The organism is Streptomyces sp. NBC_01017, assembly GCF_045162795.1.
GTDB lineage: Bacteria > Actinomycetota > Actinomycetes > Streptomycetales > Streptomycetaceae > Streptomyces > Streptomyces machairae.
The window spans coordinates 6,632,741-6,658,593 of record NZ_CP108683.1; the positions used below are offsets into that span (position 1 = coordinate 6,632,741).

General features: G+C 71.5%; 23 protein-coding genes, 1 tRNA gene and 1 pseudogene. 16 read left to right on the plus strand and 9 right to left on the minus strand.

Annotated elements, in window-relative coordinates:
• Positions 1-80 precede the first annotated feature (80 nt).
• From OG331_RS30395 to OG331_RS30410, 4 genes are all read left to right on the plus strand, one after another.
• A complete protein-coding gene (locus tag OG331_RS30395) occupies positions 81-974 on the plus strand; it encodes an FAD binding domain-containing protein (RefSeq protein ID WP_406202052.1) in 894 nt (297 codons plus the stop codon).
• On the plus strand, positions 971-2,602 hold the full coding sequence (locus OG331_RS30400) for a 2Fe-2S iron-sulfur cluster-binding protein (RefSeq protein WP_406202054.1): 1,632 nt from the start codon (positions 971-973) through the stop codon (positions 2,600-2,602). The genes OG331_RS30395 and OG331_RS30400 overlap by 4 nt, the downstream gene beginning before the upstream one ends.
• Complete coding sequence (locus tag OG331_RS30405) at positions 2,599-4,908, plus strand: xanthine dehydrogenase family protein molybdopterin-binding subunit (protein ID WP_406202057.1); 2,310 nt, start codon at positions 2,599-2,601, stop codon at positions 4,906-4,908. The genes OG331_RS30400 and OG331_RS30405 overlap by 4 nt, the downstream gene beginning before the upstream one ends.
• 292 nt (positions 4,909-5,200) lie before the next feature.
• Positions 5,201-6,400, plus strand: coding sequence for an SUKH-4 family immunity protein (locus OG331_RS30410; protein WP_406202059.1), 1,200 nt, complete (start codon positions 5,201-5,203; stop codon positions 6,398-6,400).
• 106 nt (positions 6,401-6,506) lie between these two features.
• Here the strand turns inward: OG331_RS30410 and OG331_RS30415 are convergent, their stop codons facing one another.
• Together OG331_RS30415 and OG331_RS30420 are read right to left on the minus strand one after the other, a co-directional pair.
• Positions 6,507-7,757: an LPXTG cell wall anchor domain-containing protein gene (locus OG331_RS30415; RefSeq protein WP_406202062.1), complete on the minus strand. Its 1,251-nt coding sequence runs from the start codon at positions 7,755-7,757 to the stop codon at positions 6,507-6,509.
• Between the two features lie 110 nt (positions 7,758-7,867).
• Positions 7,868-8,551 (minus strand): neutral zinc metallopeptidase, encoded by a 684-nt coding sequence (locus OG331_RS30420; RefSeq protein ID WP_406202065.1) that lies wholly within the window; start codon positions 8,549-8,551, stop codon positions 7,868-7,870.
• Positions 8,552-8,746: 195 nt separating this feature from the next.
• Here OG331_RS30420 and OG331_RS30425 point away from each other — a divergent pair, with 195 nt between their 5' ends.
• Positions 8,747-9,169 (plus strand): hypothetical protein, encoded by a 423-nt coding sequence (locus OG331_RS30425; RefSeq protein WP_406202068.1) that lies wholly within the window; start codon positions 8,747-8,749, stop codon positions 9,167-9,169.
• Positions 9,170-9,207: 38 nt separating this feature from the next.
• On the opposite strand, the gene OG331_RS30430 is transcribed toward OG331_RS30425, so the two are convergent.
• Positions 9,208-9,279, minus strand: a tRNA-Cys gene (locus OG331_RS30430).
• 337 nt (positions 9,280-9,616) lie between these two features.
• On the opposite strand from OG331_RS30430, the gene OG331_RS30435 reads away from it, so the two are divergent.
• From OG331_RS30435 to OG331_RS30465, 7 genes and pseudogenes are all read left to right on the plus strand, one after another.
• Positions 9,617-11,071: an MFS transporter gene (locus OG331_RS30435; protein ID WP_406202071.1), complete on the plus strand. Its 1,455-nt coding sequence runs from the start codon at positions 9,617-9,619 to the stop codon at positions 11,069-11,071.
• Positions 11,072-11,265: 194 nt separating this feature from the next.
• Positions 11,266-11,624: pseudogene (locus OG331_RS30440) on the plus strand (type II toxin-antitoxin system death-on-curing family toxin).
• Positions 11,625-11,826: 202 nt separating this feature from the next.
• On the plus strand, positions 11,827-13,632 hold the full coding sequence (locus tag OG331_RS30445) for a DEAD/DEAH box helicase (protein ID WP_406202074.1): 1,806 nt from the start codon (positions 11,827-11,829) through the stop codon (positions 13,630-13,632).
• Positions 13,633-13,946: 314 nt separating this feature from the next.
• On the plus strand, positions 13,947-14,588 hold the full coding sequence (locus OG331_RS30450) for an IclR family transcriptional regulator (RefSeq protein ID WP_406202077.1): 642 nt from the start codon (positions 13,947-13,949) through the stop codon (positions 14,586-14,588).
• A gap of 82 nt (positions 14,589-14,670) precedes the next feature.
• Positions 14,671-15,453 carry a chorismate synthase gene (locus tag OG331_RS30455; RefSeq protein WP_406202080.1) on the plus strand — a complete coding sequence of 261 codons (783 nt, stop codon included), beginning with the start codon at positions 14,671-14,673 and terminating at the stop codon, positions 15,451-15,453.
• The gene (menC, locus tag OG331_RS30460) at positions 15,450-16,559 is read left to right on the plus strand and encodes an o-succinylbenzoate synthase (protein ID WP_328881344.1); all 1,110 of its coding nucleotides are present in this window, start codon (positions 15,450-15,452) and stop codon (positions 16,557-16,559) included. The genes OG331_RS30455 and menC overlap by 4 nt, the downstream gene beginning before the upstream one ends.
• 88 nt (positions 16,560-16,647) lie before the next feature.
• Positions 16,648-17,439: a PDZ domain-containing protein gene (locus OG331_RS30465; protein WP_406202083.1), complete on the plus strand. Its 792-nt coding sequence runs from the start codon at positions 16,648-16,650 to the stop codon at positions 17,437-17,439.
• 84 nt (positions 17,440-17,523) lie between these two features.
• On the opposite strand, the gene OG331_RS30470 is transcribed toward OG331_RS30465, so the two are convergent.
• Genes OG331_RS30470 through OG331_RS30490 form a run of 5 tightly spaced genes read right to left on the minus strand, consistent with a single transcriptional unit; the run spans position 17,524 to position 21,748 of the window.
• A complete protein-coding gene (locus OG331_RS30470; protein WP_406202086.1) occupies positions 17,524-18,483 on the minus strand; it encodes a glycine betaine ABC transporter substrate-binding protein in 960 nt (319 codons plus the stop codon).
• Positions 18,480-19,355: an ABC transporter permease gene (locus tag OG331_RS30475; RefSeq protein WP_406202088.1), complete on the minus strand. Its 876-nt coding sequence runs from the start codon at positions 19,353-19,355 to the stop codon at positions 18,480-18,482. Before OG331_RS30475 ends, OG331_RS30470 begins: the two co-directional genes overlap by 4 nt.
• A complete protein-coding gene (locus OG331_RS30480) occupies positions 19,352-20,602 on the minus strand; it encodes a betaine/proline/choline family ABC transporter ATP-binding protein (RefSeq protein ID WP_406202091.1) in 1,251 nt (416 codons plus the stop codon). The genes OG331_RS30475 and OG331_RS30480 overlap by 4 nt, the downstream gene beginning before the upstream one ends.
• On the minus strand, positions 20,595-21,242 hold the full coding sequence (locus tag OG331_RS30485; protein WP_328427358.1) for an ABC transporter permease: 648 nt from the start codon (positions 21,240-21,242) through the stop codon (positions 20,595-20,597). The genes OG331_RS30480 and OG331_RS30485 overlap by 8 nt, the downstream gene beginning before the upstream one ends.
• A 26-nt stretch (positions 21,243-21,268) precedes the next feature.
• Complete coding sequence (locus OG331_RS30490; RefSeq protein WP_406202094.1) at positions 21,269-21,748, minus strand: Lrp/AsnC family transcriptional regulator; 480 nt, start codon at positions 21,746-21,748, stop codon at positions 21,269-21,271.
• A 137-nt stretch (positions 21,749-21,885) separates the two neighbouring features.
• On the opposite strand from OG331_RS30490, the gene hppD reads away from it, so the two are divergent.
• The 4 genes from hppD to nthA all read left to right on the plus strand — a co-directional run bounded on the left by hppD (position 21,886) and on the right by nthA (position 24,254).
• Positions 21,886-23,031, plus strand: a complete 1,146-nt coding sequence (gene hppD / locus OG331_RS30495) for a 4-hydroxyphenylpyruvate dioxygenase (protein ID WP_406202097.1) — start codon at positions 21,886-21,888, stop codon at positions 23,029-23,031.
• A 75-nt stretch (positions 23,032-23,106) separates the two neighbouring features.
• The gene (locus OG331_RS30500; protein ID WP_363047162.1) at positions 23,107-23,403 is read left to right on the plus strand and encodes a hypothetical protein; all 297 of its coding nucleotides are present in this window, start codon (positions 23,107-23,109) and stop codon (positions 23,401-23,403) included.
• Positions 23,396-23,683, plus strand: coding sequence for an SH3-like domain-containing protein (locus tag OG331_RS30505; protein ID WP_406202100.1), 288 nt, complete (start codon positions 23,396-23,398; stop codon positions 23,681-23,683). The genes OG331_RS30500 and OG331_RS30505 overlap by 8 nt, the downstream gene beginning before the upstream one ends.
• Entirely contained in the window at positions 23,673-24,254 is a 582-nt protein-coding gene (gene nthA, locus OG331_RS30510) for a nitrile hydratase subunit alpha (RefSeq protein ID WP_406202103.1), read from the plus strand. Before OG331_RS30505 ends, nthA begins: the two co-directional genes overlap by 11 nt.
• 7 nt (positions 24,255-24,261) lie before the next feature.
• On the opposite strand, the gene OG331_RS30515 is transcribed toward nthA, so the two are convergent.
• Positions 24,262-25,755 (minus strand): tetratricopeptide repeat protein, encoded by a 1,494-nt coding sequence (locus OG331_RS30515; RefSeq protein ID WP_406202106.1) that lies wholly within the window; start codon positions 25,753-25,755, stop codon positions 24,262-24,264.
• Between the last annotated feature and the right edge of the window lie 98 nt (positions 25,756-25,853).

Genomic DNA, 25,853 nt, shown 5'->3' on the forward strand with positions numbered 1-25,853 from the left:
TTGCCACGTCCGCCCTGTCAGCACGTACCGTACGGCAGCACAGGTGGGACCAGGTGGGGCAGCGGGAAGGGGCAGCCGGTTTGACCACGCACGCACCGCAGGCGGCGCAGTCCGTCACGCTGCCCACGACGCTGGACGAGGCCGTGGCGGCACTGGCCACCATGCCCGCCGCCGTGCCCGTCGCGGGCGGCACCGACCTCATGGCCGCCGTCAACTCCGGGCAGCTCAGGCCCGCCGCGCTGGTCGGCCTCGGCAAGATCAGCGAGATCCGCGGCTGGCAGTACCAGGACGGTCACGCCCTGCTGGGAGCCGGCCTCACGCACGCGCGTATGGGCCGCCCCGACTTCGCCGCGCTGATCCCGGCGCTCGCCGCCGCCGCACGCGCCGCGGGCCCGCCGCAGATCCGCAACGCGGGCACCCTGGGCGGCAACATCGCCTCGGCGTCCCCGACCGGTGACGCCCTGCCGGTCCTCGCCGCGCTCGAAGCGACCCTGATCGTCGCGGGCCCGGGCGGAGCCCGCCGGGAGATCCCGGTGTCGCACCTGCTGGCCGGCATGGAGATGCTGCGCGCCGGCGAACTCATCGGCTACGTGCGCGTGCCGCTGCTGCACGCCCCGCAGGTCTTCCTGAAGGCCACCGGCCGCACCGGCCCGGGGCGCGCCATGGCGTCCGTCGCCGTCGTCCTCGACCCCGCCCGGCGCGGCATCAGGTGCGCAGTGGGCGCCATAGCGCCGATGCCGCTCAGGCCGCTGGACGCCGAGCACTGGGTCGCCCAGCTGATCGACTGGGACAACAGCCGCGCGATCGTCCCCGAGGCGCTGAACGCCTTCGGCGAGTATGTCGCCGCGGCCTGCATTCCGGACCCGACGCCGGCCGAGGACGGCTCCGTACCGCAGCATCCGCCCGCCGTACTGCACCTGCGGCGCACCGTCGCCGCACTGGCCCGACGAGCACTGGGGAGGGCGCTGTCGTGACCGACGACCAGCACGGAGAGAGCACGCCCCAGGGCGCGGGCCGCTGGGACCCGCTGCCCCAGGGCGACTACGACGACGGCGCCACCGCCTTCGTCAAGCTCCCCGAAGGGGGCATCGACGCCCTCCTGGCCTCCTCGGACACTCCGCTCGCCGCGCGTGGCCACGGCTATGTGCCGCCGCAGATAACGGTCGCGCCGGGATCGGGCACCGACCCCGCCGCCCCGGGCGGCTGGCCGGTCGCGGGTGCGCCCGACGGCAACGCGCAGTGGCCCGACCCCAACGCCGTGCCGCAGGACGGCGGCACCGGCCAGTTCACGTACAGCCCCGGGGCCACCCAGCAGTGGAACTTCTCGGAGACCGCCGCAGGCCAGGACGCCGCTGCCGCGCCCCGTCACGACGTCACCGGGCAGTGGTCGATCCCCGTCGCCGACGGTGACCTTCCGGACGAATCGGGCGAGTTCACCACGTCGTCGCTCGTCGAGCAGTGGGGCGGAACGCCTCCGGCCACACTGCCGGGCGGCGCGCCCGCGCCGTGGGCACCGCAGCCGACCGGGCAGCCGTGGGCACCGCACGCGGAGGCCGGGGCGGCCGGGGGAGCGGTGGAAGCCGGGCCCGCGGCCGGGCATCCGACGGGCGCCGGGCACGTGCCCGGACGCCCGGGGCACCCCGGGGCGTACTCCGGTGACCAGCACGCCGTACACGCCGGGGACCAGCCCGGCGAGCGGCCTGCCGCGCACCCGCAGGACCAGGCCGCCCCGGGCGCGCCCGACTTCGCCGCCGAGGCGCCCGCCCAGGACTCCGCCGAAAGCGCTTCAGAGGCCCCACAGGCCGCTTCCGGGCCCACCGACCGTGCCACGGACGCCCGGGGCGCCGCAGAGGCCGCAGAGGGCCCGGCAGAGGCTTCCGCCGAGGCCGGTGGCTCCGACGCCGAGGCCGCGCAGGAACCCGAGCGGGCCGCCGCCTCCGCCGAGGCACCGGTGCCCACCGGCGAGGAACACCCCCTCGCCTCCTACGTCCTGCGCGTCAACGGCGCCGACCGGCCCGTCTCGGACGCCTGGATCGGCGAGTCGCTGCTCTACGTGCTGCGTGAGCGGCTCGGCCTCGCGGGCGCCAAGGACGGCTGCTCGCAGGGCGAGTGCGGGGCGTGCAACGTGCAGGTCGACGGACGGCTCGTGGCGTCCTGCCTGGTGCCCGCCGTCACCGCCGCCGGCAGCGAGGTCCGTACCGTCGAGGGCCTGGCCGCCGACGGGCAGCCCTCCGACGTGCAGCGCGCGCTCGCGCGGTGCGGCGCGGTGCAGTGCGGCTTCTGCGTGCCCGGCATGGCGATGACCGTGCACGACCTCCTGGAGGGCAACCCGGCGCCGAGCGAGCTGGAGACCCGCCAGGCGCTGTGCGGCAACCTGTGCCGCTGCTCCGGCTACCGGGGCGTGGTGGAGGCCGTCAAGGAGGTCGTCGCCGAACGCGAGGCGCACTCGGCGGGCGACGACGGCGAACAGGACGGCGACGAGCCGCGTATCCCTCACCAGGCAGGCCCGGGAGCCGGCGGGGTCCACCGCTCGGCGTTCGAGGCCCCCGGTGCCATGGGACCGCATGACCGGGCGTACGGACAGGACGGAGGCCAGACGTGAGCAACGAAGCCGCCACCGCGACCACAGCCGCGGAGGCAGCACCTGCCCCCGAGCCGATCCCGCACGGCCTCGGCGCCTCCCTGCCGGCCGCCGACGCCCGCGCCAAGACCGAGGGCACCTTCCCGTACGCGGCCGACCTGTGGGCCGAGGGCCTGCTGTGGGCGGCCGTACTGCGCTCGCCGCACCCGCACGCGCGCATCACGTCCATCGACACCACCCACGCGCGTGAGATGCCCGGCGTCCGAGCCGTAGTCACGCACGAGGACGTGCCGGGCAGCCCGCTGCTGGGCCGTGGCAGGGCCGACCGCCCGGTCTTCGCCTCCGAGGTCGTACGCCACCACGGCGAGCCCATCGCCGCGGTCGCCGCCGACCACCCGGACACCGCGCGCCTGGCCGCCGCGGCCGTCATCGTCGAGTACGAGGTGCTCGACCCGGTGACCGACCCCGAACAGGCCTTCGAGGCCGAGCCGCTGCACCCCGACGGCAACCTGATCCGCCACATCCCGCTGCGCCACGGCGACCCCGACGCGGCCGGCGACATCGTCGTCGAGGGCCTCTACCGCATCGGCCGCCAGGACCCCGCCCCCATCGGCGCCGAGGCGGGCCTCGCGGTACCGCGCCCCGACGGCGGCGTGGAGCTCTACCTCGCCTCGACCGACCCGCACACCGACCGCGACCGCGCCGCCGCCTGCTACGGCCTTGACCCCGAGCGCGTCAAGGTCGTCGTCACCGGCGTCCCCGGCGCCACCGCCGACCGCGAGGACCAGGGCTTCCAGCTCCCGCTCGGCCTGCTGGCGCTCAAGACCGGCTGCCCGGTGAAACTGACGGCCACGCGCGAGGAGTCCTTCCTCGGCCACACGCACCGGCACCCCACCCTGCTGCGGTACCGCCACCACGCGGACGCCGAGGGCAGGTTGGTCAAGGTCGAGGCGCAGATCCTGCTGGACGCGGGCGCGTACGCCGACACGTCCTCCGAGGCCCTGGCCGCAGCGGTCGCCTTCGCCTGCGGCCCGTACGTCGTTCCGAACGCCTTCATCGAGGGCTGGGCCGTACGCACCAACAACCCGCCCTCCGGTCACGTACGCGGCGAGGGCGCCATGCAGGTGTGCGCCGCCTACGAGGCGCAGATGGACAAGCTGGCCAAGAAGCTCGGCGTGGACCCGGCCGAACTGCGCCTGCGCAACGCGCTGGCGACGGGCGACGTACTCCCGACGGGCCAGACGGTGACATGCCCGGCCCCCGTCGCGGAACTGCTCCAGGCCGTACAGGACCACCCCCTGCCGGCCCTCCCCAAGGACACGCCCGAGGACGAGTGGCTGCTGCCCGGCGGCCCCGAGGGCGCGGGCGAACCCGGTGCCGTACGACGGGGCGTGGGCTACGGCCTGGGCATGGTGCACATGCTCGGTGCCGAGGGCGCGGACGAAGTCTCCACGGCGACGGTGAAGGTCCACGACGGCGTGGCGACGGTGCTGTGCGCGGCCGTCGAGACGGGCCAGGGCTTCGCGACGCTGGCCCGGCAGATCGTCCAGGACACGCTGGGCATCGACGACGTGCACGTGGCGCCCGTGGACACCGACCAGCCCCCGGCGGGCGCGGGCTGCCGCGGCCGCCACACCTGGGTGTCGGGCGGCGCGGTGGAACGGGCCGCCAAGATGGTCCGTACGCAACTGCTGCAACCCCTGGCACACAAGTTCGGCATGTCCACGGAGCTGCTCCAGATCACCGACGGCAAGATCACGTCGTACGACGGCGTCCTGTCGACCACCGTCACCGAGGCGTTGGACGGCAAGGAACTGTGGGCGACGGCCCAGTGCCGCCCGCACCCGACCGAACCGCTCAACGACGTCGGCCAGGGCGACGCCTTCGTGGGCATGGCCTTCTGCGCGATCCGCGCGGTCGTCGACGTCGACATCGAACTGGGCTCGGTCCGCGTGGTCGAGCTGGCGCTCGCCCAGGACGTGGGCCGGGTGCTCAACCCGGCCCAGCTGGAGGCGCGCATCGAGGCGGGCGTGACGCAGGGCGTGGGCATAGCGCTCACGGAGAACCTGCGCTCCGCGCGCGGCCTGATCCGCCACCCGGACCTCACCGGCTACTCCCTGCCGACGGCCCTGGACGCCCCCGACATCCGGATCGTGAAACTGGTCGAGGAGCGGGACGTGGTCGCGCCCTTCGGCGCGAAGGCGGTCAGCGCGGTACCGGTGGTGACGTCCCCGGCGGCCATCGCGTCGGCCGTACGCGCGGCTACGGGCCGCCCGGTCAACCGCCTCCCGATCCGGCCGCAGGCGGCGGTGGTGACCGGCCAGTGAGCCGGCCGCCCCTTCGGAGCTGAGCGCGGGAGGAGACCGCGGCGGGCGACCGCGGCGGTAATTCTCACGGCAACGGAACGCGCGAGAAGGGAACGCGCGAGGGTGGGCCGAGCGTCTAATGATGTGAAGCGCTGTCCATGGTCGTGCCGATTCGGCGGGCGTTGTCATTCGGCGGGCGTTGTCAGTGGTGGCGCGTAGTGTTCTGGGCAGTGGGGACGGCGGCAGGGGTCGGCGGGCCGGTCGGTCGGCTGTGCCGTGCCCAGGGTGGTGGGAAAGCGCATGCGGGGGAGCCATGAGCACGACGATCACGACGCACGCCGGTGATACGGCGATCATTCTGAGCGAGGCCGCGCTGGACCCGCATGTCACGCACGCGTCGACGCGGCGCTGGCTGACCGGACCCGGACTGCCCGGCGACAGCGGCGTGTTGAGCTTCGCCGAGCTGTGCCGGGACGGCCTGCGGACGGTGGCGGACTCGACGGGCGATCCGGCGGGCCGGCTCGCGGCGGAGCTGCGGGACCAGCTGGTGATAGGCGGACTGCTGGGCCCCGGCGGCCTGGAGACGGAATCGGTCCTGCTGGACGGCGCGACGGGCGAGGTCTCCACGGCGTACTTCCTGCACGACCGCCCCGACCTGATGGACCGTCGTGCGCTGGCCCCGTCTTTGCGGACGCTGGTCCGGTTCGCCGAGGCGACGGACGAACTGGCGGGCTTGCGCGGCCAGTTCGCCTCCTACGTCGGGCGCTACGGCCCGCAGGCGGTGGCGGACGCGTCCCGGCATCTGCTGGCGGTGTTCGACGGGGGCGCGGACGGCGAGCCGGCGCCGTTCTGGAGGATGGCCGCCCTGATCCGCCCCCTGGCGCTCGTGGCGGGCCGTACCGGGCATTCGGGCCTCGCCCTGGACCTGCCCCGGCGCCTCCTGGACCAGGAGTTCGGGCAGGGCAAGGTGGTGCGCTTCGAGGAGGTCGACTTCTCCGCCACGCTCACGCACGAGCCGACGCGCCGCTTCCTGCGCGAGGTGGGCCTGCCGGAAAACGGCTTCCTGTTCTGCCTCGACACCGATGTGCCACTGCAGACGCTGGCCGAGTACTACTCCGACGACGAGTGGTCGGCGGAACTGCCCCTCGGGGCCGGCCACTTGATACGCCTCGGCCATCTCGTCGAGGACAACAGCCTGGTCATCGACGGCGCGACGGGCGCGGTCCTGAACTGGTCCGAGCCCGAGGCGAGGCTCTTCCCCCTGAACACGGACGTGTCCACCCTCGCCTTCACGCTCTGGCTGCTGCACCGCGAGCAGGCGATCGACGAGCAGTCGGGCCGCGCACTGACGACCGACACCTACGACCAGCTGGCCATGACCATGCTCCAGGTCTTGTCGACGGTCGACCCGACCGGCATCAGGGCAGCGGGCGGGGACGGCCGGCACTACTGGACCGAGGTGTTCCAGGACGAGTCGAGCGGGGTGCTGGAGTCGGTGGGCGGGGTGTGGTGAGGCATGCGACGCGGGGCTGGGCGGCCGGCTGATCACCGAGACCCTGGAAGGGCCCGCCTGCTCCAGACCCACGTCGCGCGGACGACGCCGTACCCCTGAGGCGTCGTCAGGAGGACTTGCCGACGGTGCGGCGACGGCGTACGGCCAGGACCAGGACACCGCCGAGTGCCGCCACGGCGGCTGCGGCGCCTGCGATGAGCGGGGTGCCGTCGGAGCCGGTGCTCGCCAGGTTGCCGTCGACGGAGCCGGTGGAGCCGCCCGTCGAGGTGCCGGACGACGTGGAGCCGGTGCTGCCTGAGCCGCCCGTGCTGCCGTTGCCGCCGGTGGACTGGCCCTCGGGGTCGTTGCCGCCCGTGGTGGAGCCGCCGTCCGTGGAACCGCCGCCGGTGGAGGAACCGCCGGACGTGGCCGGGCCGGGCTCGTTGTCGGTCGGGATGGCGATGCGGATCTGGGCCTTGTCGTTGGCGGGGTTCTTGTCGAAGGCCGGGTGGATGTCGTAGACGGAAGTCGCCTTCACCTCACCGGTGGTGGTCCGGGTGTCGTCCCCGATCTTCAGCATGAAGGTGAAGGAGAGGGACTCGCCGACCTCGATGGTGTGGTCGGCCGGCCAGCAGACGTACGTGGACTTGCCCGGCGTCCCCCCGGGCCCGGACGGACCGTCGATCCCGAACGGCGCGCAGTCCTCAGGCACTTCGGAGGCGGTCGTGCCCTTCGGGATCCGCACCATGAGCGCCGGCTGGTCGTCGCTCTCCTGGTTCTGGATCCAGCCGGGGCCGTCATTGCGGAGCTGCACCGTGACGGACTGCTTGTCGCCCGCGAGGGCCTCCGTGTCCTCACCGACGGCGACGAGGTCGGCGGTGCTGTCCGCGGTCAGGGTCAGGCGCCGGTTGCTGTCGTCGAACCCCTCGCCCGGGGCCTCGCCGGTGGCCGAGGTGCCGTACTCGACCGCCTCCATCAGGGCGTGGGGCAGCGCCTTGAACCGTACGGGCGTCTCGACGGAGGCGCCGGGTTCGATGACGGTGTCGAGCTCGCAGAGCGCCTGCCTGACCTTGTCGCCGATGGTCGAGTAGGTGCAGCCCTCGACGGCCGCGGGGAAGTCGAGCCCCCGGGTCAGCCGGATCCGGAAGGTGACGCCGTCCGCGGCCGCCGTGCCCTTGTTGGTGATGACGACCTTCTCGTCGTACACCTCGCCGGGCTTGGGAGACGTACTCGGCAGACTCGAGATCACCAGGGAGGGGTCACCCTCCTCGGCGTACGCCGCGGGAGCGACGACTGCGGGAAGCGCCGCGACGGCGGCGGCAGCGGCCACGAGGGCCGCCGAGTGACGGATGTGCGAGGGGCGGATGCGCTGGCGCACGGATGGGTCTCCTCGTAGGACAGGAAGTACGGCGACCGGAGGTTGGCCGTCCAGTCATGTACTGGACATCTGGAGGGCGCCTGGGGTTGTGCTGTCCGTACGAGGAACTGTCACTGGGCCGTCAGGGGCAGGCAGGCGTCAACTCCGCCTTCCAGCCCTCTGACAAAGGCGTTGCTCCGCTGATCGGCGTTCCCGTGGTCCCCCTCTGTGGTCCAGGGGAGTTCGTCGGAAACGCTGTGGATGGCCTCTATCAACTCTTTGGCGTCCCCTTCTTCGAAAACGATTGTTTCGTCGTTCTGGGCGCCTTGGAGTTCTGCTCCCGCGATGCAGTCGGCCTGTAGTTCGCCGGCGACTTCTTGCAGTTGGCTGTTCAATCGGTTCTGTATGGCGTGCCCCCACTCGTGCGCTACGATGAAGTACACGTAGGCATCGCCGGTCGAATAACCCTCGCGCATGAGTCCGACGTCCCACGCCAGGTAGTCCTCCGGGCGGCAATAGGCCGCATTGCCCGCCTCCAGTTGCTCCCCGTCGCAGGTGGGGGCGTCAGTGGAGGTGCCGTCGTACAGGCCCAGCACGTCGGGGGACGCGTAGGTGCCGGTGAAGTATTCGGGCCAATGCCTGGTCCAGAATGCGTCGACGCCCTGCACCGCCGTATCTATGTCCTGCTCCATTGCGTCGACCGCTTTTGCGTCGACCGCATTCGCAGGGGCTCCATAGGTGTATCCAGTGGTGACGAGTAGCAGCGGAGTGATTGCCGCCGTCATGCATACGCGCAGCCAGAATTCCCTGCTCATGGATACCTCTGCGAGGGGAGGGGGGAGGAGTAATGCGCCGAATGCAATTCAACACCCGAAACCGGCAGGTCGCATCCTCAACTGGGTGCCCGGGGCTCCCTGTTCTAGTCGCGGCGCGCACCAGGCGCATGTACTCGGGCGGATCTGAGTACCTGAGCCCTGTTCGCGCGGCGGGCCGGCCGCAACGCTGGGCCCATGCGCCAAGGACCACTGAGAACCGCCCCCTCCCTGCTGCCGACCCTCGTGACGGCCGGCATATCGCTCGCGGGGTGGGCCGCCTGGCTGGGCTGGGACCAGCACCGCGACATACACCCGGACGGCACGACGACCGGCCCGTACGAGGCGTGGCAGGTGATAGGCCTCGTGCTGACCCTGCTGGTGCCGCTGTACTGGGCTGCGTCCCGGCACCGGGGCACGGTCGCCGTGCTCGGCCCCACGATGGGCCTGGCCGTCGCCGCCTTCTACGACTGGTCGGACGACGCCTCGGGCCTGTACATGGTCGGCGTGGTGATGGTCACGGCCGGGAGCCTCGCCGCGACGGCCGCGGTTTCCGCCGTGATCGGAGCCATGCCCTGGAACGGACGGCGAGCCGCGGGCCGACAGCACCCTGCGTCGTGAGGCGGACCGACGCAGGCGTCGGCGAGGGGGGGGAAGAGAGGCCGTGGCGGGATTCGAACCCACGTAACTCGCTTTGCAGGCGAGCCCCTGAACCACTCGGGCACACGGCCATTGCTGATCTCGGTCGTGTTCGCGCCGCTGTGGCGGGAATCGGACCCGCGTGACTCCACGCGAGCGGAGCTCGCTGATGGATGCAGCGCGGGCGAGCCCCTGAACCACTCGGGCACACGGCCGTTGCACCGGCTTCGGGCGGTGTGCCCTGGTCGGTGAGTCGACCGTAGGCGGGGGTGTGCGGGCCGCTCAAGGGAATCGGCGGCGCTGCAATGGGACTGCCACACCGCGTTCATGAACGGCGTCGGTCGGGCGTCGGTCGTACGACCAAGGTCCCGGGCCGGGGCCGTCTTCCGACAGGGGTCAATGTCAGTTGTGGCCCTTACGCTGGCGGACATGACTGCCCTCGAGCCGCGCGACGCCGGTGTCGCGAAGAGATCCGATGTCCCCCCGGTCCCCGAGTCCGAGGGGACCGTGCTGAGCAGGGACTATCGGGCCCTGAGCATCGGGATCGTCTCCGTCGTGCTGCTCATCGCCTTCGAGGCGACCGCCGTCGGGACGGCCATGCCGGTGGCGGCGCGGGAGCTGGACGGGGTGTCGTTGTACGCCTTCGCGTTCTCGGGGTACTTCACCACCAGCCTGTTCGGGATGGTGCTCGCGGGCCAGTGGTCGGACCGGCGCGGGCCGCTCGGCGCGCTCACCGCCGGGATCGCCTCCTTCGGGGCCGGGCTGCTGCTGGCCGGGACCGCGGGGGCGATGTGGCTGTTCATCCTCGGGCGGGCCGTGCAGGGGCTCGGCGGCGGGCTGGTGATCGTCGCGCTGTACGTCGTCGTCGGGCGGGCCTACCCCGAGCGGTTGCGGCCGGCGATCATGGCGGCGTTCGCGGCGAGCTGGGTCGTGCCGTCGATCGTGGGACCGCTGGCCGCCGGGGCGGTGACCGAGCAGCTGGGCTGGCGCTGGGTGTTCGTCGGGATTCCGGTGCTCGTCGTCTTTCCGCTCGCGCTCGCGCTGCCGCAGATACGGCGGCGGGCGGGAGGACCGGTCGACGCCTCCGCCCGCGGCACCTCGTTCGACCGGCGCCGGATCCGGCTCGCCCTCGGCATCTCACTCGGCGCGGGGCTGCTCCAGTACGCCGCCCAGGACCTGCGGTGGCTCTCCCTCGTCCCCGGCGTCGCGGGCGCCGCGCTCCTCGTGCCGGCCGTGCTCGGACTGCTCCCGCGCGGCACGTACCGCGCGGCGCGCGGGCTGCCGTCCGTGGTGCTGCTGCGCGGGGTCGCGGCGGGGTCGTTCATCGCGGCCGAGTCCTTCGTGCCGTTGATGCTGGTCACCCAGAGGGGGCTGTCGCCGACGCTCGCCGGGTTCTCGCTCGCGGCCGGTGGCGGGACGTGGGCGCTGGGTTCGTGGATGCAGTCGAGGCCGCGGGTGGAGCCGTACCGGGACCGGCTGATGACGCTGGGGATGGTGCTGGTGGCGGCCTCCATCGCCGCCGCGCCGAGTGTCCTGATCGCCTCCGTGCCCGCCTGGACCGTCGCCGTGGCGTGGGCGTTCGGCTGCTTCGGGATGGGGCTGGTGATCTCCTCCACCAGCGTGCTGTTGCTCCATCTCTCCGCCCCCGAGGAGGCCGGTACGAACTCCGCAGCCCTCCAGATCTCCGACGGCCTGTCCAACGTCGTGCTCCTGGCCGCCGGAGGCGCCGCCTTCGCCGCCCTGGGCGGCGGCACGGTGAGTCATGCGGCCACGGGGGCCTCCGGCGGCGGGTCGCATCCGGCGGCGTTCGCGGCGGTGTTCCTGCCGATGGCGGGGGTGGCGTTGGTGGGGGCTTGGGTGACCACTCGGTTGCGGGAGCGGTGAGTCGGAGCGGGGAGGGGTTCGCCCGCCGCCCCTATCCGTCCCGTCCTCCAGGTTCTCCGCCCCCTCGCCCCCGGCCGCCTCTGCGGGCTGCCGCCCCCAGACCCCCGCTGTCGGCCCTGAAGGGGCCTCGTCCTCAAACGCCGGACGGGCTGGATGAAGCGGGCCGACGTCGAGAGGTGGCGTCTCCGAGGGGTTTGGGGGCCTCGTCCACCGCCCTCGCCGAGGTCGCCTTCGGCGGGCGGGCGCCCGAGGCACGGGAGCCCGGGCTGCTCGCGTCGGCGGTGCACCGGCCCCGTGCCCGCATGTTCGGTACGTCGGCTACGACGACCTCCACCAGCAGGCCGCAGCACTGCCGCATGCCATCGCCACCAACCACCCCCTCCTCGACGGCAACAAGCGCACCGCCTGGATCGCCGCCGCCACCTTCCTCGCCCTCAACGGCGTCGACCTCACCGGTGTCGATCAGGACGTGGCGTACGCGCTGGTCATCGATGTCGCCTCCGGTGACGAGGAGGACATCGCCGTGATCGCGGGCCGGCTGCGACGGTTGTGACGTCGGTCCCACCCACGTGTGACCCGGCCCCGGTCGCCCCTGGACACGGTCGGGCCGCCGGTAGGGTGGCCCGGTTGTCATACGTAGCCGAGTCACCAACACCCGTACGCCGAGCCTCCCGACCCACTCCCCGGAGACCGTGACTACCGCCCGCCCGTCACCCGCCACCACCCTCAACGGAGGGCCCTCCGGGCCCACACCTATGTCTGCCAGCTCCAGCTCCAGCTCCGCCTCCCACTCCCACCACCTGTCACCCGCCTTCCCGGGCCGCGCCCCCTGGGGCACCGCCAGCAAGCTGCGTGCCTGGCAGCAGGGGGCGATGGACAAGTACATCCAGGAGCAGCCGCGTGACTTCCTCGCGGTCGCCACTCCCGGCGCCGGGAAGACGACGTTCGCGCTGACGCTGGCCTCCTGGCTGCTGCACCACCATGTCGTGCAGCAGGTCACCGTGGTCGCGCCGACCGAGCATCTGAAGAAGCAGTGGGCGGAGGCGGCCGCGCGCATAGGCATCAAGCTCGATCCCGAGTACAGCGCCGGACCGCTCGGCAAGGACTACCAGGGCGTCGCCGTGACCTACGCGGGTGTCGGCGTGCGGCCCATGCTCCACCGCAACCGGGTCGAGCAGCGCAAGACCCTCGTCATCCTCGACGAGATCCACCACGCCGGTGACTCCAAGTCCTGGGGCGAGGCCTGCCTGGAGGCCTTCGAGCCCGCCACGCGACGGCTCGCCCTCACCGGTACGCCGTTCCGGTCCGACACCAACCCCATCCCCTTCGTGACGTACGAGGAGGGGAACGACGGAATCCGGCGGTCGGCCGCCGACTACACGTACGGCTACGGCAACGCCCTTGCCGACCATGTGGTGAGGCCGGTCATCTTCCTCTCCTACAGCGGCAACATGCGCTGGCGCACCAAGGCGGGCGACGAGATCGCCGCGCGGCTCGGCGAACCCATGACCAAGGACGCCATCAGCCAGGCCTGGCGTACGGCGCTGGATGCGCGCGGCGAGTGGATGCCGAGTGTGCTGCGTGCCGCCGATCAGCGGCTGACGGAGGTCCGTAAGGCCATCCCGGACGCCGGTGCCCTCGTCATCGCCTCCGACCAGGACTCCGCGCGCGCCTACGCCAAGCTGATCCGGGAGATCACCGGCAACAAGGCGACCCTCGTCCTCTCCGACGACGCCGGGGCGTCCAAGCGGATCGACGACTTCAGCGGCAACAACGACCGCTGGATGGTTGCCGTCCGGATGGTGTCCGAGGGCGTCGACGTGCCGCGGCTCGCCGTCGGCGTCTACGCCACCACCATCTCGACCCCGCTCTTCTTCGCGCAGGCCGTCGGCCGTTTCGTGCGGTCCCGGCGGCGCGGCGAGACCGCCTCCGTCTTCCTGCCGACCGTCCCCGACCTCCTCACCTTCGCCAACGAGATGGAGGTCGAACGCGACCACGCCCTCGACAAGCCGAAGAAGGAGGGCGAGGAGGACCCGTACGCCGAATCCGAGAAGGAGATGGAGGAGGCGAACAAGGAGCAGGACGAGGACACCGGCGAGCAGGAGCAGTTCTCCTTCGAGGCGCTGGAGTCCGAGGCCGTCTTCGACCGGGTGCTCTACGACGGCGCCGAGTTCGGCATGCAGGCCCATCCCGGGAGCGAGGAGGAGCAGGACTACCTCGGGATTCCCGGCCTGCTCGAACCCGACCAGGTGCAGATGCTCCTCCAGAAGCGGCAGGCCCGGCAGATCGCGCACAGCCGCAAGAAGCCGGACGCCGAGGCCGACCTGCTGGAGCTGCCCGCCGAGCGGCGGCCCGTCGTCTCGCACAAGGAGATGATGGAGCTCCGCAAGCAGCTCAACACGATGGTGAGCGCGTACGTCCATCAGAGCGGCAAGCCGCACGGGGTGATCCACACCGAGCTGCGGCGCGTGTGCGGCGGGCCGCCGAGCGCCGAGGCCACGGCCGGGCAGCTGCGGCAGCGCATCGCCAAGGTGCAGGAGTGGGCCACCCGGATGAGGTGACGCCGGGCGCGTACGGGGAGTGCGCGCAGGGCGCCGTACGCCGTACGTAACAGGGCAAACGGGAGTGGTCCGTACCTGCCGTTGCCCGGATTCTGGACGGAGCCTTCCGCTCAGCGAACCGGCTTCGCTAATGTCCCGCTACGCACACGCCCCGTGGCAGCGCCGCCGCGGAGCGCAGCCGTGAAGCGACGCGGTCCGGACAGTCAGTCCGGGCCGCCGGCCGATCGGCGGCCTCTGAAGCGCGTCACTGACGGGACTCGGTGACGCACCCGCCACGAGGAGGCTGCCGACCTCACCACTAAGGAGTGGGCGTCGTGACCGCGGAGACCTCTCAGACGCTCGACCGGGGACTGCGCGTCCTCAAGCTGCTGGCCGACACCGACCACGGGCTGACCGTCACCGAGCTTTCCAACAAACTGGGCGTGAACCGGACCGTTGTGTACCGGCTGCTCGCCACGCTTGAACAGCACGCCCTGGTACGCCGTGACCTGGGCGGTCGCGCCCGCGTCGGGCTCGGTGTGCTGCGACTGGGCCGACAGGTGCATCCGCTGGTACGGGAGGCCGCGCTGCCCGCGCTGCGTTCGCTGGCCGAGGACATCGGGGCGACGGCGCACTTGACGCTGGTGGACGGCACGGAGGCACTGGCCGTTGCCGTGGTCGAGCCGACCTGGACGGACTATCACGTGGCTTATCGGGCCGGTTTCCGGCACCCGCTGGACCGCGGTGCCGCGGGCCGGGCCATACTCTCCGCCCGGCAGCAGCCGCTGTCGGAGCCCGGATACACCCTGACCCACGGGGAGTTGGAGGCGGGAGCGAGCGGGGCCGCCGCGCCGTTGATCGGCGTGACGGGAGTCGAGGGCAGCGTGGGTGTGGTGATGCTGGCCGACGCGGTGCCGGAGCGGGTGGGGCCGCGGGTCATGGACGCGGCTCGGGAGGTGGCGGAGGCGTTGCGCTGACGCGGCGTGGGAGTGGCGGAGGCGTTGCGTTGACGCGTGGGTGCACTAGGCAGGGCCCCGCACCACCTCCGACACTCGTGTCATGACCTCACTGAGCATCCGCACCGTCCACGAGCCCGCCGGGTTCACCGCTGTTGCCGACTACTTCAGTGACGTATGGCAGACGCCCCGCACCGCACCGCCCCTGCTGCCCGAGACGTTGAACAGCCTCGCCCACGCGGGTGGGGCGGTGCACGCCGCGTACGACGGGCAGCGGCTCGTCGGTGCCTGTGTCGCCGTGTTCGGACCGCCGGCGTCGCGGGACACGTACTCGCTGCTGGCCGCTGCCGAGCAGGGGCTCGGGCCGCAGATCAAGCGGGCGCAGCGGGCCTGGGCGGTGGAGCTCGGGGCGCTCACCATGCGCTGGACCTTCGATCCGCTGGTGGGCCGGAATGCCCGGTTCAACTTCGTGAAACTCGGCGCCACCGGCACCGGCTACCTCGTCGACTTCTACGGCCCCATGGCGGACGGAGTGAACGACGGCGACGAGAGCGACCGGCTGGAGGTGACCTGGGACCTGATCGGGCCACCGCAAGGGCCGTCCGACCACGCCGGGCCCGGCATCCCGGATCGCGAGGCCGCGCCCGCCACCCACACGGCCCCCGACGGCGGGCCGCTCGCCCGCCGGGACCCGCAGGACCGGTATGTCTGGTGCCGCGTACCGGACGACATAGTGGCGCTGCGGGCCGCGGACCCGGAGCTGGCGCTGGGCTGGCGGCGGGCCGTGCGCGAGGTGTTCACGAAGGCCTTCGCCGACGGGTTCACGGCGACGGACATGTCCCGGGACGGCTGGTACACGCTCACCCGCCGGGAGGCCACCTCGTGAAACTCGAACGCGTCGAGATCGTCCACGTGGCGATCCCGCTGGTCAGCCCCTTCCGTACGTCCTTCGGCACGATGACGACGAAGGACACCTTCCTGCTGCACGTCGTCACGGACGCGGCCGAGGGCTGGTCGGAGTTCGCGGCCGACCCCGAGCCGCTGTACTGCTCGGAGTTCGTGGCCGGCGCGGAGATCGTCCTGCGTGACTTCCTGCTGCCGCGCGTCGCCGCTCTGCCCGTGCTCGGTGCGGCCCACCTCGCCCCGGCGATGGCGGGGATCAAGGGGCACGAGCTGGCGAAGGCGGCGCTGGAGACCGCCGTCCTCGACGCGGAGCTGCGGTCGTACGGGATGCCGCTGGCCACGTATCTCGGGTCGGTGCGCGAGCGGGTGCCGGCCGGGGTGTCGGTCGGGATCAGGCCGACGGTCGCCGAGTTGCTGGACGACGTCGAGGGGTATCTCGCCGAGGGGTACGTCCGGATCAAACTGAAGATCGAGCCGGGCTGGGATCTGGAGCCCGTACGAGCCGTGCGCGACCGCTTCGGAGCGGACCTGCCGCTCCAGGTCGACGCCAACACCGCGTACACGCTCGCGGACGCCGAGCATCTGCGGCGGCTGGACGAGTTCGGGCTGCTGCTGATCGAGGAGCCGCTCGCGGAGAACAACCTGTACGCCCACGCCCGCCTCCAGCAGCGCATCGCGACCCCCGTCTGCCTGGACGAGTCCCTGCACAACGCCGCCGACACCGCGTCCGCGATCGCGATGGACGCCTGCCGGGTGGTGAACGTGAAGCCCGCGCGGGTCGGGGGATACCTGGAGGCGCGGCGCGTGCATGACGTGGCCTACGCGCACGGGGTGCCGGTGTGGTGCGGCGGCATGCTGGAGACGGGCATCGGCCGCGCCCCGAACCTGGCGCTGGCGGCCCTGCCCGGCTGCACGCTCCCCGGGGACACGTCGGCGTCCAGCCGCTACTTCGCCGAGGACATCACGGAGCCGTTCGTGCTGGTCGACGGGCACCTTCCGGTGCCGCGGTCGCCGGGCATCGGGGTGGCGCCGGTGCCGGAGACACTGCGGCGTTTCACGAAGGACAGGCGCGACCTGTACGTCACCTGACGAGCCCCGCGCGTGACCCGAACGGGGCAAACCCCGGCAGCTCCGACCTGCGCCTGGCCGGAACCCGCCGCCACGTTAGATTGATCCCGTGCTTTCTCGTCTCACGCGCCCCCGGGCCGTCGCCGTCTGCGCCCTGCCGGTCGTGGCCCTGCTCGCCACGGCCGCCTTCGCGCCGCTGCCGTTCTCGCTGACGCAGCCCGGTCTGACGGCGAACGTGCTGGGCGACAACAAGGGCGAACCGGTGATCACGATCTCCGGGGCACCGACCCGTGACACGAGCGGCCAGCTGCGCATGACGACCATCGAGGCGACGTCCCCCGACACGGACGTGCGGTTCGGCGACGTGATCGACGCCTGGTTCAGCACGGAGAAGGCGGTCATGCCGCGCGACTCGGTCTACCCGAGCGGGCAGAGCACCCGGGAGATCGAGCAGTACAACACCGAGCAGATGAAGGAGTCCCAGGACGCCGCGACCGAGGCCGCGCTGAACTACCTGGACCTCGACGACAAGAACATCAAGGTCACCCTCACCCTCGCGGACGTGGGCGGCCCGAGCGCCGGTCTCCTCTTCTCGCTCGGCATCGTCGACAAGCTGAACGGCAACGCCGCCGGCGGCGACCTCACCGGCGGCCGCAGCATCGCCGGCACCGGCACGATCGACGCGGCCGGAAAGGTCGGAGCGGTCGGCGGCGTCTCCCTGAAGACCCAGGCCGCCAAGCGCGACGGCGCGACCGTGTTCCTGGTCCCGAAGGCCGAGTGCGGCGACGCGAAGGCGGAACTGCCGAAGGGGTTGCGACTGGTGCCGGTGACGACGCTGAAGGGGGCGGTGGGCGCGCTGGAGGCCCTGGAATCGGGCAAGGGCACCGTGCCGAGCTGCTAGCCGGCGGCGACGGTCGGCTCGCTCGGCGCGCATCGAGGCCGTGGCGGGTCCGTTCCGCCGTAGCCCGTTGAGCAGCTCAGCTCCTCACTTCACGAACCCCTCGGCCTTCATCCAGTCCAACGCCACCTGATGCGGATCCTCCCCGTCCACATCCACCTTCGCGTTCAGGTCCTGGGCCACCGTGTTGTTCAGCTTCTTGGTGATCGGGTCGAGGACGTCGGGGATGGCCGGCCATTCCTTGAGGGTCTTGGTGTTGATCACCGGGGCGGCGTTGTAGTTGGGGAAGAAGTGTTTGTCGTCGTCCATCACCACGAGGTTCATGGACTTGATGCGGCCGTCGGTCGTGTAGACCTCGCCGTAGGTGCAGTTCCCCTTCGCGGCCTGCGTGTAGATGATCCCGGTGTCCATCTGGGTGATGTTCTTCGTCGGTACGTTCATCCCGTACGCCTCCTGCATCCCCGGCAGCCCGTCCGCCCGGTTGGCGAACTCGACCTCCACGCACAGCGTCACCGCGGAGGGGTCGGACTCGGACAGCGCGGCGACCTCGGAGAGATCGTTCGTGCGGTACTTCTTGTGGTTCGCCTGGTTCATCGCCAGGGCGTACGTGTTGTCCAGCGCGGACGGCGGGAGCCAGGTCAGCCCGTTCTTCGCGTCCTCCTTGCGCACCGCCTCCCACTGCTCGTGCGGGTCGGTGATGGGCTGACTGTGCCCCAGGTAGGTGATCCAGGCCGTGCCCGTGTACTCGTACCCGGCGTCGGCATCGCCCTTGCGCACCGCCTCGCGGCTGCCGATGGAGCCCTGGATGCCGGTGCGGTCGAGGACCTCCGCGCCGGCCGCCTCGAAGGCGATGCCCATGATCGCGCCGAGGATGAGCTGCTCCGTGAACGACTTCGACGTCACCGTCAGTTCGGCGCCGTCCAGCGGCTCGCCCCGTCCGATGCTTCCGGGCCGTACGTCGTCGACCATGGGGGAGCCGCTGGTCAGGCCGCACCCGGCGGCTGTCACCAGCAACCCCGTCGCGAGCAGGACGGTTGGCCGCCTCATAGGTCCAACCCCCGTGGCCGCAGCAGCACTTCCACCAGCGATGCCAGCCAGTCCACCAGCAGGGCGAGGGCGACCGTGAGGATCGAGCCGAGGACCAGGACCGGCATGCGCTGGTTGGTGATGCCGGCCGTGATCAGCACGCCCAGCCCGCCGCCTCCGCCGAAGACCGCCAGGGTCGCCGTACCGACGTTGAGGACCAGGGCCGTGCGCACGCCCGCCAGGATCAGCGGGACCGCCAGCGGCAGCTCCACCCGCCTCAGCACCCCCGTCGCGGACATGCCGATACCGCGCGCCGCCTCCAGCAGGGTCGGGTCGTTCGCCTTGAGGCCGGCGATGGTGTTGGACAGCACGGGCAGGACGGCGTAAGCGATCATGCCGATCAGGGCCGCCTTCCGGCCGATGCCCAGCCAGATCACCAGCAGGGCGAGAAGACCGATCGCGGGGGTCGCCTGGCCCATGTTGGCGAGGGCCATGGCCACCGGTGTCGCCTTCCTGAACGCCCGCCGGGTGAGCAGGATCCCCAGCGGGATCGCGATGATCAGCACGAAGAAGGTGGAGATCGCGGTGAGTTCGACCTGCTCCCTCAGGGCCTGCGAGACCTGACCGTTCGACAGCGCGTTCTCGGAGACCGGGTCGAGGTCGGCCTGCTGGAACCACAGCCAGGTGGCGAGCAGCAGCACCACCAGCATCGCCGGCACGATGGTGAGCTGCTGCCAACTCAGCTTCCGGGCCGGGCGCTTCGTGGCGACGGGCGAGCTGGTCTCGTCGTTCCCGTCAAGATCGTTGCGGTCGGGCTCAGCGTTTCCGGGCGCCTCGCCGGGCTCGGACGTCTCCTGCACCCGGGACGGCCTCGGGGTCTCGGGAGTGCTCACGCCTTCTGCTCCCCTCCGTCGCCCTCCTGCTCGGCGTGCGTCCGCCCGGCCCGGGAACCCTCCAGCTCGTGCTGGGCCTCCAGCGCCTCCAGCCGGTCCGCCTCCAGCAGCTCGTGCACGGAGTTGATCAGCGTCTCCATGTCGACGACGCCCGTGTACTCACCGCGCCGCCCGGTCACCACCACCCGCCCCGCGTTGTCGGTGAGGACGGCCTCCAGGGCGTCCCGCAGCGTGGCGTCCCGCGTCACCGTGTCGGTCACCAGCGTCCCGGCCCGTGCGAGCGAACCCCTGGCCCGCATCAGGTCGCCGCGCCGCAGCCACTTGTAGGGCCGGCCGCGCTTGTCGAGCAGCAGGATCTCGTTGGTGCCGCTGGAGCGCAGCCGGTTGAAGATCTCCTGGAGCGGGTCGTCGAAGGTCACCGTCGGATAGTCGGTGATCTCCACGTCCCGCACCCGGGTCAGGTTCAGCCGCTTCAGCGCCGCACCGGCTCCGACGAACCCGGAGACGAAGTCGTCGGCGGGGTTGGTGAGAATCGCCTCCGGGGTGTCGAACTGAGCGATGTGCGACTGTTCGCGCAGAACGGCGATCCGGTCACCGATCTTGATCGCCTCGTCGAAGTCGTGCGTGACGAAGACGATCGTCTTGTGCAGCTCGTGCTGGAGCCTGATCAGCTCGTCCTGGAGGTGATCACGGGTGATCGGGTCGACCGCGCCGAACGGCTCGTCCATCAGCAGTACCGGCGGATCGGCGGCCAGCGCCCGTGCCACACCCACGCGCTGCTGCTGCCCGCCGGAGAGCTGGCGCGGATAGCGGCCGTGGAACTCGCCCGGGTCCAGCCCGACGAGGTCGAGCAGCTCCTCGACCCGCGAGCCGATCCGCGTCTTCGACCAGCCGATCATCTTCGGTACGAGGCCGATGTTCTGCGCGACCGTCATGTGCGGGAACAGGCCGGCGGACTGGATGGCGTAACCGACCTTGCGGCGCAGCTTCACCGGGTCGATGTCGGTGACGTCCTCGCCGCCGATGCGGATCCGGCCGCCGGTCGGCTCGATCAGCCGGTTGATCATCTTGAGCGTCGTGGACTTCCCGCACCCGGAGGGGCCGACGAGGATGACCACTTCGCCCGCCTTGATCTCCATGTTCACGCTGTCCACGGCCGGCTGCGGGCTGCCGGGATAGCGCTTGGTCAGGTTCTCCAGCTCGATGGAGGCTCCGTGGTTGCCGCTGTCGGACTCGTGCTCAGACACGGATCCCCCTGGGGATGGTCAGCCGCCCGATCAGGACGTACGCGGCGTCGAACAGCAGCGCCAGGATGATGATCCCGACCGTGCCCGCGAGGACCTGGTTGAGTGCGTTCGCGCTGCCCAGCGAGGCGAGCCCGCGGAAGATCACATTGCCGAGGCCGGGGCCGGAGGCGTACGCCGCGATGGCCGCGATGCCCATCAGCATCTGGGTCGCGACCCGGATCCCGGTCAGGATCGGCGGCCAGGCGAGCGGCAGCTCCACCTTCAGCAGCTGGGTGAGCCGGGACATGCCGATGCCCCGGGCAGCCTCCACCAGGGACGGATCGACGCCGCGCAGTCCGACGATCGAGTTGCGCACGATCGGCAGCAGGCCGTACAGCGTCAGCGTGATCACCGTGGGCGGCACGCCCAGCCCCACGATCGGGATGAGCAGACCGATCATGGCGAGCGACGGAATGGTCAGGATGCCCGCGGTGGTCAGCGTGGCGAAATTGCCGGCCCATTCGCTGCGGTACGTGGCCACGCCGATCAGCACCCCGAGCAGGGTCGCCACGACCATGCACTGGAAGACGGCGCTGGCGTGCTGGTAGGCGTCGGTGAGCAGCTGCTGGTGGCGGTTGCCCAGGTACTCCCAGAAATTCACACGGACTCACCCCACCAGGTCGCGGGCTAGCTGTGCGCCCGGTCCTCCGCCGCCTGCTCGACCAACGGGATGATCCGCAGCGGAACGGGGTTCTCCATCACGATCGCCGTGGAGGCCCGGACGATCCCATCGAAACCGACAACGCGGTCGATCACACGCTGAAGATCGGCGTTGGAGCGCGCGACGAGGCGGCACAGCATGTCCCCGGTCCCGGTGGTCGTGTGCAGCTCCAGCACCTCCGGCACGGTCGCCAAGTGCGCCCGTACGTCCGGCCCTTGCCCCTGCCGGATCTGCAGGGTCGCGAAGGCGGTGACCGGATACCCGAGTGCCGCCGGATCGACCTCGGGACCGAACCCGCGGATGACTCCGTTCGACTGAAGCCGGTCGAGCCGCGCCTGCACGGTCCCGCGGGCCACCCCCAGGCGCCGGGACATCTCCAGCACCCCGATCCGCGGCTCCCGCGCCAGCAGCACGATGATCCGCCCGTCCAGATGATCGATCGCCACGGCAGCCCGCCTCTTCTCTCCGCTGAGGGTGGTCATCCTGTACAGAAAGCCCGCAGGGCCGGGCCCATCACTGAGCAGATTGCCCAGCCGAGAACCAAACTATTGCGCACCTTGCCGCATGGCATGAGGCTGCGCTTATGACGCAGACCACACACCACACTCCCGACACCGCCCGGCAGGCCGACCCCTTCCCGGTCAAGGGAATGGACGCGGTCGTCTTCGCCGTGGGCAACGCCAAGCAGGCGGCGCACTACTACTCGACCGCTTTCGGCATGCGTCTCGTGGCCTACTCCGGACCGGAGAACGGCAGCCGCGAGACCGCGAGCTACGTGCTGGAGAACGGCTCCGCCCGCTTCGTCCTCACCTCCGTCATCAGGCCCGCCACCACCTGGGGCCACTTCCTCGCCCAGCACGTGGCCGAGCACGGCGACGGCGTCGTCGACCTCGCCATCGAGGTGCCGGACGCGCGGCAGGCGTACGCGTACGCGATCGAGCACGGCGCCACGTCCGTCACCGAGCCGTACGAGGTGAAGGACGAGCACGGCACCGTCGTCCTGGCCGCCATCGCGACGTACGGCGAGACCCGCCACACCCTCGTCGAGCGCACCGGCTACGACGGCCCGTACCTCCCCGGCTACGTGGCGGCGAGCCCCATGGTCGAGCCGCCCGCGCAGCGCACCTTCCAGGCGATCGACCACTGTGTCGGCAACGTCGAACTCGGCCGCATGAACGAGTGGGTCGGCTTCTACAACAAGGTCATGGGCTTCACGAACATGAAGGAGTTCGTGGGCGACGACATCGCGACCGAGTACAGCGCCCTGATGTCGAAGGTCGTGGCCGACGGCACGCTCAAGGTCAAGTTCCCGATCAACGAGCCCGCCATCGCCAAGAAGAAGTCCCAGATCGACGAGTACCTGGAGTTCTACGGCGGCGCGGGCGTCCAGCACATCGCGCTCAACACGAACGACATCGTCGAGACGGTACGCACCATGCGCGCGGCCGGCGTCAAGTTCCTCGACACCCCGGACTCGTACTACGACACCCTCGGCGAGTGGGTCGGCGACACTCGTGTCCCCGTCGAGACCCTGCGTGAGCTGAAGATCCTCGCGGACCGCGACGAGGACGGCTATCTGCTGCAGATCTTCACCAAGCCGGTCCAGGACCGCCCGACGGTCTTCTTCGAGATCATCGAACGCCACGGCTCCATGGGGTTCGGCAAGGGCAACTTCAAGGCCCTGTTCGAGGCGATCGAGCGGGAGCAGGACAAGCGCGGGAACCTCTGACGGCCGGCTGAGTCTCTCCCGGCGTGCGGGTTCCACGGGGGGACCCGCACGCCGAACGCGCCGTACGCTGATCCCATGGCCAGGATCAACGACGTCGGCGGCGTCGAGGGATTCGGTCCCGTCGACACCGCGGACGACTCCGAGCCCTTCCACGCCGACTGGGAGGCGCGCGTCTTCGGGATCTGGAACGCCCTGCGCGGGCAGCAGATCTTCAATCTGAACGAGTTCCGGGACGCGATCGAGTCGATCCCGCCGCGCGAGTACCTGGCGGCGTCGTACTACGAACGCTGGTTCCTCGCGATCAGCGACCTCCTCGAACGCAAGGGCGTGCTGGAGCCCGGCGAGCTGGATCGGGACGAGCTCGATGGCTGACCGTTTCGTCCCGGGGGCGCGCGTGGTGACGTACCTCCACGACCCGGCCCACCACACCCGCCTGCCCCGCTACGCACGCGGCAAGCGGGGCGTCGTGATCGAGCCGGAAGGGCCCGCCGAACTGGCCGACGTCAGCGCGCAGGGACGTGCGGACGTGCCGGTGGAGCAGGTGTACGCGGTGCGGTTCCGGGCGCGTGACCTGTGGGGCGAGGGCGACCATCACGTCGTACTGGATCTGTGGGAAAGCTACTTGGCAGAGGACCGTGGCGATGAGCGGTGACCACTCCGACGCGACGATCGCCCGCCGGGTGCGGCGCCTGGAGACCCTCCTGGAGGAGAAGGGCGTCCTCACCGGCGGGGAACTGGACGAGGCGATCGACGCGTTCCTCGCGGGTGCCTCGCCGGCGAGCGGGGCGCAGGTCGTCGCGCGGGCCTGGACCGACGAGGACTTCAAGTCCCGTCTGCTGACGGACGGTACGGCGGCCGTGCGCGAGCTGGGCTTCATGGACGGCGGCTACCAGCGCCTGCGCGTCGTCGAGAACACCGCCTCGACGCACAACGTCATCGTCTGCACCCTCTGCTCCTGCTACCCCATCCGCCTGCTCGGCCCGTCCCCCAGCTGGTACAAGTCCGAGGCGTACCGCTCCCGCGTGGTCCGCGAGCCCCGGGCGGTCCTCGCCGAGTTCGGCCTCGACCTGCCGGCCGGCACCCGGATCACGGTGTGGGACTCCAGCGCGGAGACGCGCTACATGGTGCTGCCCCGTCGCCCGGAGAACACGCAGGGGATGCCGGAGGCGGAACTGGCGGGGCTGGTCAGCCGCAACGCGCTGATCGGCACGGCCGTGCCGTAGGGACGGGTCAGCGCCGCTTCGGCTTGGCGTCCATGTCCGGTACGTCCTCCACCGACGGTTCCCCCAGCTCCTTCAACGTCGCCTCGGCCAGCGGCACCCGCGTCGGAGAGAAGTGCGGATTGATCCGCAACGCCTCCTGCAGATGCCGCCGTGCGGCCCCGGACATCCTCAGTTCCAGCTCGATCATGCCCTGGTGATAGACGTACAGCGCGCTGCGCACCCCGCCCCCGCGCTTCTTGTCGTTCGCCAGCCTCGCGAACTTCAGCGCCTCCTCGTCCTCCCCGGTCCGGTGCAGCGCCCACCCCAGGGCGTCGGCCACCGCGACCCCCGGCTGCCGGCGCCACTCGGTGCGCAGCCGCTGCACGGCGGAGTCCGGGTCGCCGTGGTCCGCCTCGAAGTGGCCCAGCACCAGTTCGTCGTCCACCCCGCCGGCCGCGGCCCGTGCCGTCCGCTCCCGCAGCAGGTCGTACTGCACGCGCGCCGCCTGCCCCATGTCCAGCGCCTCGTACAACTCGCCCAGTTCCAGCGCGTACTCGGGCAGCGGCTGCTTGGCGAGGGCGGCCCGGTACGCGTTCAGCGCCTCCGTCGTGCGGCCCAGTGCCGCCAGCGTCCGCCCCTGCCCGGCGAGCGCGGCCCGCTGGTCGGGGTCCAGGCGCACGGCCGCCTGGAAGTGCCGCAGGGCCACGTCCAGGTCGCCGCGTTCCCAGGCGAGCTGCCCGGCCCGTTCGAGATACGCGGCCCGCTCGGCCGGAGCCTCGGCGGCAGCCGCCGCGTCGGACAGCGCCACCGCCGCGTCCTCCCGCCAGCCGCGGTCCCGGTAGACGGCCGCCGCCCGGGCCTGCACGGCCGGACCGGAGCGCAGGTCCAGCAGCCGGTCCAGGGTCCGCTTGGCCGCCTTGTGGTCGCCCAGCCCCGTGTAGGCGTCGATCAGGGCCGGATAGGTCGTCCACCGCTTGCGGTCCGCCTTCAGCGCCGCCTCGCCCCAGGTCCGCGCCGCGCCGAAGTCCCGCCGCGCGTTCGCCAGCGCCGCCATGCCGGCCAGCGCCTCGGCGTTCGGGTCCCGCACCTTCAGCGACGTACGCAGCGCCTTCTCGGCCTTCGGGTAGTACTCCGGCTCGGCGGTGCGCCGCCCCTGCTCCACATACGCCGCGCCCAGCACCGCCCACGAACGGGCGTCCCCCGGATGGGCCCGCAGATGCCTCTCCCGCTCGTCGATCAGCACCGCCAGATCGGGCAGCGCGGCCGGCACCCCCATGGTGACCGCGGCGAGCGCCTGCGCCCCCGGTGCCGGTCCCGGCGCCCGCGTCCCGCTCGGACCCCACGGCAGCAGCACCAGCACCCCGCCGAGCACGGCACACCCCGCCACCGAGGCCATCAGCACCCGCCGCCGGATGCGCCGCCTGCGTCCCGGCGTGCCCGGTCCGTCCTGCACCGCGTCCTGTGCTGCGTCCTGCGAGGCGTCGGTCTCCATGCCGCTGTTCCCCGCGGCGCTGTTCTCCATGGCGCTCACTGTGCGTCAAGCCATGCGTCAATACGACGACCACACCCGTCCGAACCCGACCGCCGTACGCGGGGTTCACACCGATGGCCCCGAGTGCG